The organism is Agrobacterium sp. rho-13.3, assembly GCF_033957765.2.
Lineage (GTDB): Bacteria > Pseudomonadota > Alphaproteobacteria > Rhizobiales > Rhizobiaceae > Agrobacterium.
On sequence record NZ_CP192774.1, the window covers coordinates 1619797 to 1636612 of the forward strand.

Sequence of the window (16816 nt, forward strand, 5' to 3'; positions counted from 1 at the left end):
GCTATTTCTGATAATGAAAACGGCACTGGATAATTTCCAGCCGTTGTTCATTGCCAGAACCGGATACCCGGTAAACAAAGCGGTGTTCACCCGTAATTCTTCGCGACCAATAACCCGTCAAATCCCCCTTCAACGGCTCTGGCTTTCCTAAGCCAGCGAAGGGGGTTCTCTTTGCGGTTCTGATGATTTCATTGATCTTTTCGACCATTCTAAGGTCGGTTTGCTGCCAGAACTCATAATCGTCCCAAGCGTTTACGGTCCAAACGAGCTTCATTCTTCGGTTGGATCCCGCTCGACAACGTCACCTTTGCGAAGCTGATCTACACTCTCACGCAAACGTTCTGCGTTGGCGGGGTTGGAAAGCAGATGCAACGTCTCCTGCATGCTCTCATATTCACCTTCCGCAATAACAACGACAGCTTCTTTCCCCTGTCTTGTCACGAGTAACGGCGCACGCGATTCCAGAACGCTGTCGAAATGGGTCGCGAAATTCTGGCGGAATTCTGTGAACCGGACGTTTGCCATGTGCACCTCCATGTACATATTTCTGTACACATATAACACGGTCAATGGCCTGAAACAATATAATGAGGATGCTTATAAATGAACCTCAACTCTCGCTCTCCGTCACCCCGGACCTGATCCGGGGTCCAGTGCGATCAAGTCCTTGATCGCAAAAGACTCTTTCGCGCCGCAGACCCAGCCCTGCTGGATGCCGGGTCAAGCCCGGCATGACGGAAGAAAGACTTGAGGACCGGATCAGAAACAAAAAAGGCCGGAGCTTTCGCACCGGCCTTTCTCAATTCAATTAAAGCAATGAAGCTTAGTTGACAGCCTTGTCGACCAGCTTGTTCTTGCCGATCCAAGGCATCATGCCGCGCAGCTTTGCGCCGACTTCTTCGATCTGGTGGGTGTCGTTCAAGCGGCGGATGCCCTTGAAGCGTGCGCCGCCGGCGCGGTATTCCTGCATCCAGTCCGATGTGAACTTGCCGGTCTGGATGTCGGTCAGAACGCGCTTCATTTCAGCCTTTGTTTCGGCAGTGATGATGCGAGGACCGGTGACGTATTCGCCCCACTCGGCTGTGTTGGAGATGGAGTAGTTCATGTTTGCGATGCCGCCTTCGTAGATCAGGTCTACGATGAGCTTCACTTCGTGCAGGCACTCGAAATAGGCCATTTCTGGTGCGTAACCAGCTTCGGTCAGCGTTTCGAAACCGGCGCGGATCAGCTCGACGAGACCGCCGCACAGAACGACCTGTTCGCCGAAGAGGTCGGTTTCGCACTCTTCACGGAAGTTGGTTTCGATGATGCCCGAACGACCGCCGCCAACGCCGCAAGCGTAGGACAGAGCAACTTCAAGCGCGTTGCCGGAAGCGTTCTGGTGAACGGCAACGAGGCAAGGAACGCCGCCGCCCTTCTGGTATTCGCCGCGAACCGTGTGGCCTGGGCCCTTTGGTGCGATCATGACGACGTCGAGCGACGCCTTTGGCTCGATGAGGCCGAAGTGAACGTTGAGGCCGTGTGCGAAAGCAATCGCTGCGCCATCACGAATGTTGTCGGCAATTTCTGCCTTGTAGATGTCGGCCTGAAGTTCGTCAGGTGTTGCCATCATAAGCAGGTCTGCCCACTTTGCGGCGTCTGCAACAGTCTTGACTTCGAAGCCGTCAGCTTCTGCCTTCTTGATGGTCGGAGAGCCAGCCTTCAGCGCGATGACGAGGTTCTTTGCGCCGCTGTCCTTCAGGTTCAGCGCGTGTGCGCGACCCTGAGAACCGTAACCGACGATGGCGACATTCTTCGCCTTGATGAGATTGAGATCGGCATCACGATCGTAATAGACGCGCATTTCGGTAGTCCTTCCTTGGTGTATCTTGTTGTTGAGACCGGAAATTCAGGCGACCTTTCCGCCGATTTCCGAATGTACCTTCTCCGTGCCATAGAGCGTCAAAAAGGCTGACACAGCCTTGCGCGCCCGCGCGGAGAAATCCTTTGCCTGCGCTTCACCGAGCAACATGCGAACATGCAGATCGGAAACGATCAGGCCGTAAAAACTGCGATAAGCGTCTTCGAGATCATCGAAACGCAGATAACCTGAACGGCGACCCGCCTCAATCAAACCACGCGCCCGCTTGTCGATCTGGCGGCGGCCACGCTCCAGAAGCAGGTTGCCAAGCTTGGAGCCATCACGGCTGGCCTGCCCGATGGCCAGACGGTTCAGGGCCAGCGAAACATCGCCCGCCAGAACATCCAGCAGGTCATGTGCAAAAACTTCGAGATGGTCGGTGAGCTGAGGCGCGGAAACGCGGTCCCCTGCTTTTTCGAAGGTGCGAACCTTGCTCTGCTGAAAGGTGATCATCGCGGCCAGCAGGCCATCGCGATCACCAAACCACTTATAGAGGCTTTCCTTGGAACAGTTGGCGGCGCGTGCCAGACCAGAGGTCGTCAGCGCTTTTTCTCCGCCCTCGACCAGAAGACGCAAAGCCTGCTCCAGAACAGCGTTCTGGCGCGGCGAAAATTCCTGCGCTACGATCGGATCGGTCCCCACCTTGTCCACTCCACCTGAAGAATAATGTACCGTACGGTACGGTTCGAGCGTTATTTAAGGGGAGAGATGAGAAGGGTCAAGCAATTTTTTGACGGATGAACACGAATTGACGCAATGCAACATGAGCGTGCTTCGGTCGTCTTGGCAGATCATACCTCTGCGTCGAAACGTTGGCGCGCTTCTTTGACTGCATCATGATTATCCAGCGCCCAGTTGATGACTTCCAGCAGAGGGCGGTAAAGCGCCTGCCCCAGCGGCGTCATGCTATATTCGACGCTTGGCGGCTTGGTGGGAAAAACCTCGCGGTGAATATAACCGTCCCGCTGAAGATCGCGCAGGGTCTGTGTTAACATGCGCTGGGAAATATCCGGCACCATGCGGCGAAGCTCGCCAAACCTGTAGGGCTTTTCCGCCAGAGCCTGCATCAGCAATGTCGACCACTTGCCACCAATATGGTTCAGCAGATCGCGCACCGGGCAATTGTCAAAGTCCAGATTGCTGAAATCAACCGACTTGCTCACAGAAGCGGCGGGCTTCAATCTGGAAATCGTCGCGCTCATGGTGGTTCCCTTTTGGTAACGTAGGGCGTTAAAAATGCCTTCTTTACAGTTGCCAGTCAATTCCTATTTTAGACTTACTCTCTTTTTGAGACGACCAAAACAAGGAATCATCTGATGAGCAAGACACTCGTGACAGGCGCCTCCGGCCAGCTCGGACAAGCCATTGTCCGCCACCTGCTGGACACCTACAGCGTTCCGGCCTCCGACATCGTGGCGGCCAGCCGCGACACCTCCAAGCTCGCCGCATTGGGCGCAAAGGGCGTGGAACTGCGCGTTGCCGATTTTGACGATGCCGCTTCGCTGGACAAGGCTTTTGCGGGGATCGACACGGTGCTCATCATCTCCACGGACGCGCTTGCCGTTCCCGGCCAGCGCCTGACGCAGCACAAGGCCGCCGTCGAGGCTGCTAAAAAGGCGGGCGTGACGCATCTCGCCTACACATCCATGCCGAACCCGGACAAGTCCCTTGTCACCTTCGCACCAGACCATCTGGGCACCGAGCAGGCCGTGAAGGCCAGCGGCCTTCCCTACACCATCATCCGCAATGCATGGTATAACGACAATTACCTGCACTCCATGCCGCACAACCTGCAAAGCGGCCAGTGGTTTACGGCAATGGGTGAAGGCAAGGTTCCCAACATCTCCCGCGATGACTGCGCCCGCGCCGCTGCCGCCGCACTTGCCAAGGGCAAGGCAGAAAACAAGACCTACACCGTCACCGGCCCGCAGTCTTTGAACGCAAATGAGATTGCCGCAATCGTGTCTGACGCCGCCGGCAAGCCGCTGACCGTCATTCAGGTCTCACCCGCAGATTTGCAAAAGGGCATCGAAGGCGCTGGCCTTCCGGGCTTCGTAGCGGAAATGCTGGCTTCTGCCGATGCGAACATCGCAGCTGGGAATTTCGATGCTGTGACGAATGACTACGAGACGTTGACGGGCGAAAAGCCACAGACGTCTGCGGAGTTTTTCAAGGCGCATAAGGCGGCGTTGCTCTCGGCTTGAGACGTTGGCAAGCGAGTGTAAGATGGGGTGAGCGCTTGTATCTTGAAATTGGTACTCGCCCTCACACCAAACGCGACGTCATCCTCGGGCTTGTCCCGCGGATCTAATCACGTCGCCCAAATTTCGACGGTGCAGATGCTCGGGACAAGCCCGAGCATGACGAAGGAGAGACCTGTATCGGGCCTTTAACCTGATTAAGCCTCGTCCTTCAGCGTTTCCTTCTGCGTAATCAACCGCGCGCTGTGCTGGCCGCTGAGGTAGATCCACAGCCAGCTCCATGCCACGGCGAGGCGTGAGCGGGTGCCGATGAGGAAGTAGATGTGGGCGAGACCCCAGATCCACCAGGCAAGACCGCCTTTCAGCTTGATCCTGCCGAAATCGACAACGGCAGCGCGTTTGCCTATCGTGGCGAGGTTGCCCTGGTGGCGATAGCGGAAGGGCGCGGTTGCTGATTGTCCGGCACGACGTGCCTTGATGATGCTGGCAACATAGGAGCCCTGCTGTTTGGCGGCGGGTGCGACACCCGGCACGGGTTTGCCATCGGCCTGCTTCACCGAAGCGGTGTCGCCAATGACGAATATATCGGCATCGTCGTGAATATTAAGCTGCGGGCCAACCTCTGCACGCCCTGCCCTGTCTGCCGGAATGCCCAACCATTGCGCGGCGGGCGAGGCCTGAACGCCAGCCGCCCAGACGATGGTGCAGGCCGGAATGAAGTGATCTCCAATCGTCACGCCCTCTTCCGTGCAGGAGGACACCGGCGTGCCGAGCAGAACCTCCACACCCAGCTCTTCCAGCGCCAATTTGCTGTAAGCCGACAGGTCTTCAGTGAAAGCGGGCAGAACCCGTGGCCCCGCCTCCACCAGCAAAACCCGCGCTGTGCGCGTATCGACATTGCGGAACTCGGGCGGCAGCACCTTGTGGGCCAGTTCGGCAATCATGCCCGCCATTTCCACGCCGGTTGGGCCAGCGCCGATGACGACAAAGGTGAGGAACGCCTGCTTTTCCTCTTCCGTTTTGGCAAGCTCCGCCCGCTCGAAAGCCAGCAGCAGGCGGCGTCGGATGGTGGTGGCATCCTCCAGCGTCTTGAGGCCCGGCGCGTGCTTTTCCCAAGCATCATTGCCGAAATAGGCATGGCGAGCGCCGGTAGCGAGAACGAGCGTATCAAAAGGAACGGTTTCACCGGACTTCAAAACCACCGTGCGGTTTTGCCGATCTATGCCGCCGACTTCAGACAGCAGCGTGGTGACTTCAGGCCTGTCGCGGTAAAGATGGCGAATGGGCCAGGCGATTTCGGAGGTGGCAAGTGCTGTGGTTGCGACCTGATAAAGCAATGGTTGAAACAGATGGTGGTTGCGGCGATCGATCAGCGTAATGCGAACCGGCACGCCTTTTAAACCATGAACGACTTGCAGTCCGCCGAAGCCTCCCCCAACGACGACAACGTGGTGTTCCTGCATAGAAATTTGCCCTTCTTCAAATCAAAAAACCGCGCAACGGGTGCGCGGTTGTCAATATAGGGGCAAAAATTGACGATAGTTATGAAATCGACTGACCGCAGGCGCGGCAAAAACGCCGTACCGTTTCCGCCATCCCATATTCCATCGCATCCGCCGTCAGGCCGTGACCGATGGACACTTCCGCCAGATAAGGAATGCGCTTCACCAAAGCTGGCAGGTTGGCCACCGTCAAATCATGGCCAGCATTGACCTCAAGCCCCAAAGCCTTGGCGTGATCGGCGGTGGCGCCAAGTTTGTCGAGCCATGCTTTCGCCTGTTCCGGGTCGTCATAACAGCCGCCATAAGGGCCGGTATAAAGCTCGATGCGCGCCGCGCGCGTGTCTGCCGCCAACTGCACCGCGTCCTTATCGCCATCCCCATCGGCAAACAGCGACACGCGCATTCCGCCAGCTTTGAGGCGCGCCACGGTTTCTTTCAGAAATGTCGAATGCGTGCGGAAATCCCAGCCGTGGTCGGAGGTTGCCTGTGACGGGTCATCCGGCACCAGCGTCACCTGCTCCGGCTGCGCTTCTTCACACAGCAGCAGGAAGTCCTCCGAGGGATAACCTTCGATGTTGAATTCGGCCTGCGGAAACTCATCATCGATCAAGGCCCGCAACACCGGCAAATCCGAAAAGCGGATATGCCGCTGGTCTGGTCGCGGATGAACCGTCAGCCCGCTGGCCCCCGCCTGAAGCGCGATGCGGCCAAAACCCGCCACATCCGGCCAGGGCAAATCACGGCGGTTGCGAAGCATGGCGATGGCATTGAGATTGACGGACAGTGTGGCTGGCATGATGGGGACCGCTGCGTTCGATATTGGGAGGTTTTGTTTCCTCCACTATGACGCCTCTCGCAAGCGTTTTGCACAAAATAATTGAAAAGTTTCGGAACCAATCGGAGTGGCTGGCATTGAACCGCCTATTGGGCTTGGGGACAATCATGTGTAGCGACTATTGAGCTGTGAGACACGATCTGGCGTAATTTCCAGGGTCGATATCGTAACCGACACAGGCATGGCCGAAGTCTCGCGGGGGGAATTGCTGGACAACGGCTAACAGCCGCCAGAGCCAGAAACGAGGCACGATGGAGGAAAAGACCAATGCGAAATACAGACGAACCGAACACGTCCGTACAGCTGGACGCTTCGAAGAATGTGCGCAAAGGTTTTCTTCCAGACGTTTCCCTGCCCTCGCAAGTTCCACCCGAACCGGTGGCGATTGCCGAGATGGCGAACATGTTTGGCGTAACGCACCGCACCCTTCACTTCTATGAGGAAAAGGGCATCATCGCCTCGCGCCGCGCAGGCCTGATGCGCGTCTATTCCCATGATGATGTACACCGCATGGCAGTGGTCAATTTTTGCCGCGAGATCGGCATTCCAGTCGCGGCCATTCAGGAAATCATGATCAAATTTGCAACCGCTCCCAATCAGGCGGATGCGAATGCCCTGTTCGGGAATGTTCTGAGCGCCCGCAAAAGCGAACTGGCAGCCGAAATCTCCACGGTTCGCCGTCAGATACAGCAGATCAGCGATATCCTTGTCACGGATGATAACGAACGCGAGCCCGTTGGCGCGAAAACGGAAGAAGCCGATGTTCAGCTCAGCGCGCAGGAACGCAAATGTCTGGAGCTGATGGCCGAAGGGTACGCACCTGTCCGGCTGGCCCGAACACTCGACATATCCCCCGAAGATCTGCAAAAACTTGAGGCCAGAATTATGGAAAAATTCAGCGTTAACAACCGCTTTCAGGCGGTTGCTAAAGCGGTCTTGATGGGTGTGATCAGCGCCTAAACCGTTTCCGAGCGGTAATACGAGATGATGACACGCCCCACCTCCTCATTTCTGTGCTCGTCACGGGAATGAGGGAGTTCAGACGGATGTCACTATTGTTTCGCGTGCCGCGAACAGGACTTCAGCGCACGATCGTCAGCGTTTCGGCAGCGCGGGTGATGGCCGTATACAGCCAACGCTCGCGTGAATCCCGGAACGCAAAACTCTCATCGAACAACACCACATTGTTCCACTGCGAACCCTGAGCCTTGTGCACGGTCAGTGCATAGCCATAATCGAACTCGTCGTAACGCTTGCGCGTCTGCCAGGGAATTTCGGTTTCCGTGTCTTCGAACGCCGCCTTGAGCAGCTTTATCTTGGCCGCACCACGATCCATATCGTCGTCTTCAGGGCGGACCATCAGGTTGATGCCGGGCTTGACGGTTTCACGCGATGAACTCATCACCTGCCACAAAGAACCGTTCAAAAGACCCTTGGCGGGATCGTTGCGAAGGCAGACCAGCTTGTCGCCGGACTGCGGATAATCGGCAACGAAGCCCTTCAACTCGCGAAGGCGCTGATTGTAGCGCTTGCGCGTGCGGTTGGTGCCGACCAGAACCTGATCTGCATCCAGCACCAGCGATTGCGTCACCTCATGCTTGGAAATGACCTGCGCCGTGCCATAATCGCCTCGCATGATTTCCTTGCCCTCCCGCACATCCATGGCAAGCTGGATGATGGGATTGTCCTTCGCCTGACGGTGGATTTCCGACAGAAGGTAATCCGGTTCCTGCTCGGTAAAGAACCCGCCGCCGGTGACGGGCGGCAATTGCCCCGGATCACCCAGCACGAGAATAGGCGTACCGAAGCTCATCAAATCCTTGCCAAGCTGCTCATCCACCATCGAACATTCATCGATGATGATCAGGGCAGCCTTGGCAAGCGAACTTTGGCGATTGATGGTAAACATCGGCGCGATGGACGTCTTGCCGGTTTCCTCATCTTCGACAGCCTCTTCGCCACGGGGGCGATAAATCAGCGAATGGATCGTGCGGGCGTTCTTTGCCCCACGCGACCGCAACACCTGCGCCGCCTTGCCGGTGAAGGCCGCAAACAGCACCTCGCCATCCACATTCTCGGCGAAATGTTTGGCCAGCGTGGTCTTGCCCGTACCGGCATAACCAAACAACCGGAAAACCGGCGTCCGGCCTTCCTTCAGCCAGCGCGAAACAGCCTTCAGGGCTTCATCCTGTTGCGGAGAAAATTGCATGCGTTCTCTTCGCAGGATTCGAACGCAAAGCGCAACTGAAAAAGAACGAAAGAGGAATAAAGGCGCTGACAATCCGGCATGGCCAATAGCCGCAGACGTGAAATCCTGAATAGAATACACGCATGAAGATTCTGATTCTTGGCGCGACAGGTTTTATCGGCTCTGAAATAACCCGCAGGCTGCTCGCGGATGGCCATGCTGTGACCGGCCTGAGCCGCAACACGGCAGCGGCCAAACGAAAACTGCCCTCCGCAGATTGGATCACCGCCGACCTTGCCCGCATGACGGAAGCGAAGGACTGGCAAGAATTGGCGGAACGCCACGATGCCATCGTCAATTGCGCCGGTGCGCTTCAAGACGGCCTTTCGGACGATCTTTCTGCTACGCAGGAAAAGGCGATGCTGGCGCTTTATCAGGCGAACGTGCAGGCCGGCCGCAAGCTCATCGTGCAGATATCCGCCCGCACCTCCGGCGCGGCATCGGACAAACCCTTCCTTGCCACCAAACAGCGGGCCGATGCGGCTCTCGCAGCAAGCGGTCTGCCCTCTGTCATTCTGCGCCCTGCGCTGGTCATGGGGCGCAACGCACATGGTGGGACAGCACTGTTGAGGGCGCTGGCAAGTATGCCCTGCGCCGTGCTTCTTGTTCACGCCGACAGCCCCGTACAAACGGTAGCGCTTGAGGACTTGGCTGCGCTGGTTTCCGACGCCATCAGTGGGCGAATTGCACCCGGAAGCGATCTGCATCTGGCAGCAGGCAGTATGTTGACGTTGCGCGAACTGGTTTTGCTGCATCGGCAATGGCTGGGGCTTACGGACGCAAAAACGATCTCGCTTCCCGCATGGCTGGCAAAGCCGGTGAGTTGGCTGGCGGACCTGGCCGGAGAGCTTGGATGGCGCTCGCCTCTGCGCTCGACCGCCATGGCCGTGATGTCTGAGGGTGTGACGACGAATGCTGTCCACGCCAATGGATTTGCGTTCAAGACCGCAGCACAAACGCTCTCGAATAATCCGTCTGGCGTTCAGGATTTGTGGTTTGCACGGCTGTTTTTGCTGAAACCTGTCATCATTGTATGCCTGTCCATCTTCTGGCTTTTGTCCGGCATCATCCCGCTTTTCGACATCGCCAGATCGGCAAGCCATTTCCTGCCATTCATGCCCGAAGGTACCGCAACAGTCTTGACGGTAGCGACGTGCATTGCTGACATCGCGCTCGGAACCGCAGTTCTGCTGCGCCCTTACGCACGCGAAGCCATGGTCGGAATGCTCCTCGTGACATTCGCGTATCTCGCGGGTGGAACCTTGCTGGAGCCTGCATTATGGCTCGATCCTCTCGGGCCGTTGGTCAAAGTCCTGCCCTCCATCGCCCTGACGCTTGCCGCCATGGCGATATTTGACGAACGATAGGCGACACCATGCTCGAAGATTTCATTCGCCTTGCCCACGTCATCGGCGCAACCGTTCTGTTCGGAACCGGTGCGGGCATCGCCTTCTTCATGGTCATGGCGCGCAGAACTGAAAATCCGGCGCTGATTGCCCATGTGTCGGGAACGGTAGTGATTGCCGATACGGTGTTCACGGCGACAGCGGCGATCATTCAGCCGATCACGGGTTATCTTCTGGCGCGCAGCATCGGCTGGTCTTTGACCGAGGGCTGGGTTTTCCTGTCGCTGCTGCTGTATGTTTTCGTCGGCATTTTCTGGCTGCCGGTGGTGTGGATACAGATAAAGCTGCGCGATATTGCCCGCATTTCGGTGGCGTTCAACACGCCTTTGCCATCACAATGGTTTCGGCTCTACCGCATCTGGTTCGCCTGCGGTTTTCCTGCATTTTTCGCCGTCATCGGCATTTTCTGGCTGATGTTGATGAAGCCGGATATTCCACTTTGGAATTGAAGCTGCAAGTTTTTTTACACGGCATGGAATAAACACGCCCTGTCAGGTGTCTTAGGTTCGTTGGCGGCAAAAAAGCTGCCGGGAACTCTGGAGGAGATATGATGAAACTGCGTGTTGTGATTTCGCTTGCGGCGTTTGCCATTGCAAGCTCGGCCTTTGCCGCACCCATGGTTGAAACGGTCAAGACCGACAAGGGCAATGTTCTTGCCGGTGCCAAGGGCATGACGCTCTACACCTACAAGAAGGATATGAAGGGCGAGTCCAGCTGCTACGACAAATGCGCGACGAACTGGCCGCCGTTCCTTGCATCCGATGGCGACAAGGCCGATGGTGCATATACTCTCGTCACCCGCAAGGATGGCAAGATGCAATGGGCCAAGGATGGCATGCCGCTTTATTACTGGGCAAAGGATATGAAGAAGGGCGACATGACAGGAGACGGCATGGGCGGTAATTGGGATGTCGCAAAGCCATAAGGGCAACGGCAATGAGCGGCGGGGACATTTCGCCCCCGCCAACGGCTCGTTCGAAGCGCAGATGCTGGCCCTCATGCCGGTTCTGCGGCGCTATTCCCGTAGCCTTTCGCACTGCGATGCAGACGGCGAAGATCTGTTTCAGGACTGTATCGAAAAGGCGCTGGTCAATCGGCATCAGTGGCGCGGGGGCGGGCTGAAGGCATGGGCCTATGCCATTATGACCAATCTTTACCGCAACCGGCACCGCAGCGAAAAACGCCATCCATCCGAAAGTCTGGACGGGCATGAGGAGGATATCGGCTTGCCGGATGCCCTGGGTGACACGCTGGAAAACGACCGGCTGCACAGCGCCCTGGCGCAACTGCCGCCGGATGCGCGTGCCGTTTTGATGCTGGTGACGGTGGAAGGCCACAGCTATCAGGAGGTGGCTGACATGATGCACATTCCCATCGGCACCGTCATGTCCCGCCTTTCCCGTGCACGCGAAGCGTTGCGGACACGGCTTGCGGCAGACAATATCATTCCTCTCCGGAGACCGAAATGAACAGCAATAACGCCATGACCGAAACTGATCTGCACGCCTATGTGGATGGCCACTTGGGCGAAGCGGACCGTTTGCGCGTCGAGGCATGGCTTGCCGACCACCCGGAAGATCGCACACGCATCGAGGAATGGCAGGCGCAGGCGCGCTTGCTGCGCGTGACCTTTGCGCCTTACGAAACCGGGCGCGATAACGACCGCCTGTTGCTGAAAGCTGCCCCGCGCCGCTGGGCGCCCGTGCTGATGCGGACCGCCGCCGCCTGCCTCATTTTTACCGCCGGTGCCGTGGCCGGACAGTTTTTGCCGCAGATGCGCTCGACACCGCTGCCATCATCCTCATTGACTGAAACGGTCGATATTTCCGCACAATCCAAGTCCGCCTATCTGATTTATGCCAGCGAGGTGCGTCACCCCGTGGAAGTGGGGGCGGATCAACAGCAGCATCTGGGAACATGGCTTGGCAAGCGCCTCGGCGCGCCCTTCACCATTCCGGATTTGACCGGCATCGGTTTTGATCTGGTCGGCGGGCGGCTAGTTCCCGTCAGCAACAGGCCTGGCGCGATGCTGATGTATCAAAACAAGGCCGGGCAACGGGTGACGGTGCTGATCGGTCATAACCCTGACAATCGCGAAACCAGTTTCCGGCTGGCAAGCGCCGATGGTATCGAGACGTTCTACTGGATCGACAATGGGCTGGGTTATGCGGTGTCTGGCGAAGTTGCCAAGGCCGATCTCCAGAAGATTGCCGAGGAATGTTATCGCCAGTTTCCAGCGTAATGCATTATTTCAACATCGGCCAAAGGCTGATGACCAGCAGAACGGCCATGGTGATGTTGAACCATTTCAACCGTACCGGCACGGAAAGCCACTCCCGCAGCGCCGAGCCGAAACCCGCCCATGTCGAAACGCTGGGCAGGTTGACAGCGGCAAAGGCCACACCCACGAGCATGACGGTCATCACATACTGGTTTTGATCCGTGTAGGTCGCCATGGCGGTCACGGCCATGACCCATGCTTTGGGGTTGACCCACTGGAAGGCGGCAGCACCGAGGAAGGTCATGGGTGCGGCACCGGCTTTGCCATCGCTCAACGTTCGCGACGTGCCGATTTTCCACGCCACCCACAAGAGATAAGCGCCGCCGGCAAATTTCAGCGCCGTATACAGCACGGGAATGGAATGCAGCAACGCGCCAAGCCCCAGCCCAACGCCAATCAGCAACGACAAAAAGCCCGCGCCGATGCCGAGCATGTGCGGAATGGTGCGGCGAAAGCCGAAATTCACGCCCGATGCAAACAGCATCATATTGTTTGGCCCGGGCGTTATCGATGTCGTAAAAGCGAACAGCAAAAGCGCGATAAAGGTTTCTATGGTCATGGCATCCTCTGGCCCGCAATCTACTCACGCGCATGGCTGAATGCCAGCCATTGACAGGAATGGAAATGCTCACAAGTTTTGATGGATCGACCTGCGCGGAATCTGGTTTATTCTATCGACTGAAACAGGAGCACCCGCATGTTCGACGACATTCCAACCGTCACCCTGCCCTCCGGCACCAGCATTCCCGCCTTGGGAATTGGAACGTGGAACATGGGCGAAGCACGTTCCGATGAAGCGCAGGAAATTGCCAGCATCCGCAAAGCCGTGGCGCTTGGCATGACGGTGGTGGACACGGCGGAAATGTATGCGGATGGACGCTCGGAAGAAATCGTCGGGCAAGCCATAGAAGGCCTGCGCGATCAGGTGTTTCTGGTCAGCAAGGTTTATCCCTTTAACGCCAGCGCCAAAGGCACAATCGAAGCCTGTGAACGCAGCCTGAAACGGCTGGGAACAGAGCGGCTGGACCTATACCTGCTGCACTGGCGTGGCTCTCACCCGCTGGAAGAAACAGTGGAGGCCTTCGAGACGCTGAAAGCGCAAGGCAAGATCACGGATTGGGGTGTTTCCAATTTCGATACGGACGATATGGAGGAGTTGTTTTCGGTGCCAGATGGCAGGAATTGCGCGGCCAATCAGGTGCTTTACAATCTTTCCCGCCGTGGCCCGGACTATGATCTGCTGCCATGGTGCCAGCAGCACGGCATTCCCGTCATGGCCTATTCGCCCATCGAACAGGGAAAACTGCTGAAAGACCACGAACTCATCCGCATCGCCAAAGCCTATCAGGCCACACCCGCACAATTGGCGCTGGCCTTCATTCTGGAACGCGATGGCGTCATCGCCATTCCCAAAAGCGCCAAGCCGGAACGGGTGGAAGAAAATCGCGGCGCGACCGATCTCGATATCAGCGATGCGGATTGGGCAGCGCTGGACGCAGCGTTTCCGCCGCCGCAGAAGAAGGTGTCGCTGGAAATGTTGTGAGAGTTTTCAGGTGGTTGGGATGGTTTGCGGATTCAATTTTTGAGGGGGTTGAATCCGATTGCGAACCTTGCCTCCGTCATGCCGGGCTTGACCCGGCATCCAGTTACCGCGCGTCTGCGCGGTCAAAAGACCCTTTTGCGATCAAGGACTTGATCGCGCTGGATCCCGGATCAAGTCCGGGATGACGGCATATTAATGCTTACATCCCCTGAGGACCACGGTTCATCGCAGCGATGCCGGTGCGGCAGACTTCGATAAGCCCCAGTGGTTTGATGATCGACAGGAACTGGTCGATCTTGGACGACTTGCCGGTGATTTCAAAGATGAAATGTTCCAGCGTGGCATCCACCACCTTGGCATGGAAGGCATCTGCCAGGCGCAGGGTTTCGGCGCGGTCTTCACCGCTTCCGGCAACCTTGATGAGCGCCACTTCACGCTCGATCGGGCGATCCTGTCCGTTCTGGCGGGCGCGGACGGTGAGGTCCACGACGCGGTGAACGGGAATGATGCGTTCCAGCTGTGCCTTGATCTGCTCCAGCACACCCGGCGTACCACGGGTAACGATGGTGATGCGCGAGAGGTGCGCTTCATGTTCCGTTTCAGAAACCGTCAGGCTTTCAATGTTGTAGCCACGACCGGAAAACAGGCCGATGACGCGGGCGAGAACGCCCGGCTCGTTGGCGACCAGAACCGACAGCGTGTGGTTCTCGACGGTTTCCGTTTCCTTCTGGATGAAGTAGGCCGAACCGGTGGGCTGTAGATGTGCGTTCATATCTTTGTCCTCTTCCCGTTCTTAAACTAGCTGACGGCCCTTGGCGTCGATGGCATTGGCAACGGCTTCGTCGGTGGCTTCATCCGGCAACAGCATTTCGTTATGCGCTTTACCAGACGGGATCATCGGCAAACAATTGGCGAGATTGGCCACGCGGCAATCGAAAATGACAGGCTTATCGACCGCGATCATGTGCGCAATCTTTTCGTCCAGCTCCTTCGGATCATCGCAATAAATGCCAACGCCGCCGTAGGCTTCAGCCAGCTTCACGAAATCAGGCATGGCTTCCGTGTAGGAGTTGGACAGGCGGTTGCCGTGCAGCAACTGCTGCCATTGGCGTACCATACCCATATACTGGTTGTTCAGGATGAAAATCTTGACCGGCAAATTATGCTGAATGGCGCAGGACATTTCCTGAATGCACATCTGAATGGATGCATCACCGGCAATGTCGATCACCAAGGCTTCCGGGTGCGCAACCTGAACGCCGATGGCGGCAGGCAGGCCATAACCCATGGTGCCGAGGCCACCAGAGGTCATCCAGTGGTTTGGCTCTTCAAAACCGAAGAATTGCGCGGCCCACATCTGGTGCTGACCAACTTCGGTGGTGATGTAGGTGTCGCGGCCCTTCGATGCTTCATACAGGCGCTGAAGCGCGTATTGCGGCATGATGACGTCTTTGGAGTTCTTGTAGGCGAAGGAATTGCGGGCACGCCAACGCGTGATTTCTCCGTTCCATTCTTGCGTCTGCGCCTTTTCAGGCTTGTTGGGCAGCGCCCGCCACAGACGAACCATGTCTTCCAGAACATGCGCGACATCGCCAACGATCGGAACGTCAACGCGAACGTTCTTGTTGATCGAAGATGGATCGATATCGATGTGGATTTTCTTGGAGTTGGGCGAAAACGCATTCAGACGACCGGTAATACGGTCATCGAAACGGGCGCCGACGCAGACCATGACGTCGCAATCATGCATGGCCATGTTGGCTTCGTAAGAACCGTGCATACCCAACATGCCCAGCCATCTTTCGCCGGATGCAGGATAGGAACCCAGGCCCATCAATGTCGAGGTGATCGGAAAGCCGGTCAATTCAACCAGTTCGCGCAGCAGACGTGTGGCATCCGGGCCGGAATTGATGACGCCACCGCCGGTGTAGAAAATCGGGCGCTTGGCCTTCGACATCAGCTCGACTGCCGCGTGGATGGCGTTCAGATCACCATGAACCTTTGGCGCATAGCTCTTCTGCGCAATGGCTGCGGATGGTGGCGTGTATGTGCCGGTGGCGAACTGAATGTCCTTGGGAACATCGACAACAACCGGACCGGGACGACCGGTTTGCGCAATGCGGAAGGCTTCATGAATGATGCCGGCCAGCTCGTTGACGTCCTTGACCAGCCAGTTGTGCTTGGTGCAGGGGCGCGTGATGCCAACGGTATCGCATTCCTGAAACGCATCCGAACCGATGAGCGAGGTCGGAACCTGACCGGAAATGCAAACCAGCGGAATGCTGTCCATCAAGGCGTCCTGCAAGGGCGTGACGGCATTGGTGGCACCGGGACCTGATGTGACCAGCATGACGCCGACCTTGCCGGTGGAGCGGGCATAACCTTCAGCGGCGTGGCCTGCACCCTGCTCGTGGCGCACGAGAATATGCTGGATATCGTCCTGCTGGAAAATCTCGTCATAAATCGGAAGGACCGCACCGCCCGGATAACCGAAGATATGCTCTACGCCGTTATCCTTGAGGGCCTTCAGAACGATCTCTGCGCCCGTCATGCGATTGCTGTTTTCCGTGTTGTCCTTATCCGTCATTGCCTGTTCCATCCCGATTTGGCTTTGGATATCGTGAGGGCCTTATGGCCAGTGTGAAGACATAAAAAAAGGCCCCTTGAGGAGCCTCGTTCAGCGCATGGGTGCTTTCGCCGGATGGTTACACCATCCTGCCCATGCGCCGTCCCACCACGATAAGTACGTTAAGATTTTTCATGGGCCGGAGTGTTAGACACAAAACCCAACTGCGTCAACGGACATCGCGGAAAAAAATCGTAATTCGTTCCATTTGTTGCGAGAAATAGCCTATTCGCGAAATAAAAATGCGTCGCAGCTACACCAGTTGTTAAACGCA

The 16816-nt window shown here is 57.1% G+C and carries 19 protein-coding genes; 8 read left to right on the plus strand and 11 right to left on the minus strand.

The window, feature by feature from the left end:
* Window position 1: 1 nt before the first annotated feature.
* From RMR16_RS08155 to RMR16_RS08175, 5 genes are all read right to left on the minus strand, one after another.
* Entirely contained in the window at window positions 2–274 is a 273-nt protein-coding gene (locus RMR16_RS08155; protein WP_320200401.1) for a Txe/YoeB family addiction module toxin, read from the minus strand.
* Window positions 271–525 (minus strand): type II toxin-antitoxin system Phd/YefM family antitoxin, encoded by a 255-nt coding sequence (locus tag RMR16_RS08160; RefSeq protein WP_320200402.1) that lies wholly within the window; start codon window positions 523–525, stop codon window positions 271–273. Before RMR16_RS08160 ends, RMR16_RS08155 begins: the two co-directional genes overlap by 4 nt.
* Before the next feature lie 298 nt (window positions 526–823).
* Complete coding sequence (gene ilvC / locus RMR16_RS08165) at window positions 824–1843, minus strand: ketol-acid reductoisomerase (protein ID WP_320200403.1); 1020 nt, start codon at window positions 1841–1843, stop codon at window positions 824–826.
* A 45-nt stretch (window positions 1844–1888) separates the two neighbouring features.
* Window positions 1889–2542: a TetR/AcrR family transcriptional regulator gene (locus RMR16_RS08170; RefSeq protein WP_320200404.1), complete on the minus strand. Its 654-nt coding sequence runs from the start codon at window positions 2540–2542 to the stop codon at window positions 1889–1891.
* A 149-nt stretch (window positions 2543–2691) separates the two neighbouring features.
* On the minus strand, window positions 2692–3102 hold the full coding sequence (locus RMR16_RS08175; protein WP_320200405.1) for a winged helix-turn-helix transcriptional regulator: 411 nt from the start codon (window positions 3100–3102) through the stop codon (window positions 2692–2694).
* Between the two features lie 114 nt (window positions 3103–3216).
* Between RMR16_RS08175 and RMR16_RS08180 the strand changes: the two genes are divergently transcribed.
* Window positions 3217–4104, plus strand: coding sequence for an SDR family oxidoreductase (locus tag RMR16_RS08180; RefSeq protein WP_320200406.1), 888 nt, complete (start codon window positions 3217–3219; stop codon window positions 4102–4104).
* 194 nt (window positions 4105–4298) lie between these two features.
* On the opposite strand, the gene RMR16_RS08185 is transcribed toward RMR16_RS08180, so the two are convergent.
* Both RMR16_RS08185 and RMR16_RS08190 read right to left on the minus strand, forming a co-directional pair.
* Window positions 4299–5564 (minus strand): NAD(P)/FAD-dependent oxidoreductase, encoded by a 1266-nt coding sequence (locus RMR16_RS08185; protein ID WP_320200407.1) that lies wholly within the window; start codon window positions 5562–5564, stop codon window positions 4299–4301.
* A 79-nt stretch (window positions 5565–5643) separates the two neighbouring features.
* Entirely contained in the window at window positions 5644–6399 is a 756-nt protein-coding gene (locus tag RMR16_RS08190; RefSeq protein ID WP_320200408.1) for a pyridoxine 5'-phosphate synthase, read from the minus strand.
* 306 nt (window positions 6400–6705) lie between these two features.
* On the opposite strand from RMR16_RS08190, the gene RMR16_RS08195 reads away from it, so the two are divergent.
* Complete coding sequence (locus tag RMR16_RS08195) at window positions 6706–7398, plus strand: MerR family transcriptional regulator (protein ID WP_320200409.1); 693 nt, start codon at window positions 6706–6708, stop codon at window positions 7396–7398.
* Window positions 7399–7519: 121 nt separating this feature from the next.
* On the opposite strand, the gene RMR16_RS08200 is transcribed toward RMR16_RS08195, so the two are convergent.
* The gene (locus RMR16_RS08200; RefSeq protein ID WP_320200410.1) at window positions 7520–8647 is read right to left on the minus strand and encodes an ATP-dependent DNA helicase; all 1128 of its coding nucleotides are present in this window, start codon (window positions 8645–8647) and stop codon (window positions 7520–7522) included.
* 122 nt (window positions 8648–8769) lie between these two features.
* On the opposite strand from RMR16_RS08200, the gene RMR16_RS08205 reads away from it, so the two are divergent.
* The 5 genes from RMR16_RS08205 to RMR16_RS08225 all read left to right on the plus strand — a co-directional run bounded on the left by RMR16_RS08205 (window position 8770) and on the right by RMR16_RS08225 (window position 12334).
* Window positions 8770–10053 carry an SDR family oxidoreductase gene (locus tag RMR16_RS08205; protein WP_320200411.1) on the plus strand — a complete coding sequence of 428 codons (1284 nt, stop codon included), beginning with the start codon at window positions 8770–8772 and terminating at the stop codon, window positions 10051–10053.
* 8 nt (window positions 10054–10061) lie between these two features.
* Window positions 10062–10541, plus strand: a complete 480-nt coding sequence (locus RMR16_RS08210; RefSeq protein WP_320200412.1) for a DUF2269 family protein — start codon at window positions 10062–10064, stop codon at window positions 10539–10541.
* Window positions 10542–10639: 98 nt separating this feature from the next.
* On the plus strand, window positions 10640–11017 hold the full coding sequence (locus RMR16_RS08215; protein ID WP_413786014.1) for a COG4315 family predicted lipoprotein: 378 nt from the start codon (window positions 10640–10642) through the stop codon (window positions 11015–11017).
* On the plus strand, window positions 11001–11561 hold the full coding sequence (locus tag RMR16_RS08220) for an RNA polymerase sigma factor (RefSeq protein ID WP_320200414.1): 561 nt from the start codon (window positions 11001–11003) through the stop codon (window positions 11559–11561). Before RMR16_RS08215 ends, RMR16_RS08220 begins: the two co-directional genes overlap by 17 nt.
* Window positions 11558–12334, plus strand: a complete 777-nt coding sequence (locus RMR16_RS08225; protein ID WP_320200415.1) for an anti-sigma factor family protein — start codon at window positions 11558–11560, stop codon at window positions 12332–12334. Before RMR16_RS08220 ends, RMR16_RS08225 begins: the two co-directional genes overlap by 4 nt.
* A 4-nt stretch (window positions 12335–12338) precedes the next feature.
* Here RMR16_RS08225 and RMR16_RS08230 read toward each other — a convergent pair whose 3' ends face one another.
* Entirely contained in the window at window positions 12339–12932 is a 594-nt protein-coding gene (locus RMR16_RS08230) for a LysE family translocator (RefSeq protein WP_320200416.1), read from the minus strand.
* Window positions 12933–13070: 138 nt separating this feature from the next.
* Here RMR16_RS08230 and RMR16_RS08235 point away from each other — a divergent pair, with 138 nt between their 5' ends.
* On the plus strand, window positions 13071–13916 hold the full coding sequence (locus RMR16_RS08235) for an aldo/keto reductase (RefSeq protein WP_320200417.1): 846 nt from the start codon (window positions 13071–13073) through the stop codon (window positions 13914–13916).
* A gap of 199 nt (window positions 13917–14115) precedes the next feature.
* On the opposite strand, the gene ilvN is transcribed toward RMR16_RS08235, so the two are convergent.
* The gene (gene ilvN / locus RMR16_RS08240) at window positions 14116–14688 is read right to left on the minus strand and encodes an acetolactate synthase small subunit (RefSeq protein ID WP_320200418.1); all 573 of its coding nucleotides are present in this window, start codon (window positions 14686–14688) and stop codon (window positions 14116–14118) included.
* 21 nt (window positions 14689–14709) lie between these two features.
* Window positions 14710–16503 (minus strand): acetolactate synthase 3 large subunit, encoded by a 1794-nt coding sequence (locus RMR16_RS08245; RefSeq protein WP_320200419.1) that lies wholly within the window; start codon window positions 16501–16503, stop codon window positions 14710–14712.
* Window positions 16504–16816 lie beyond the last annotated feature (313 nt).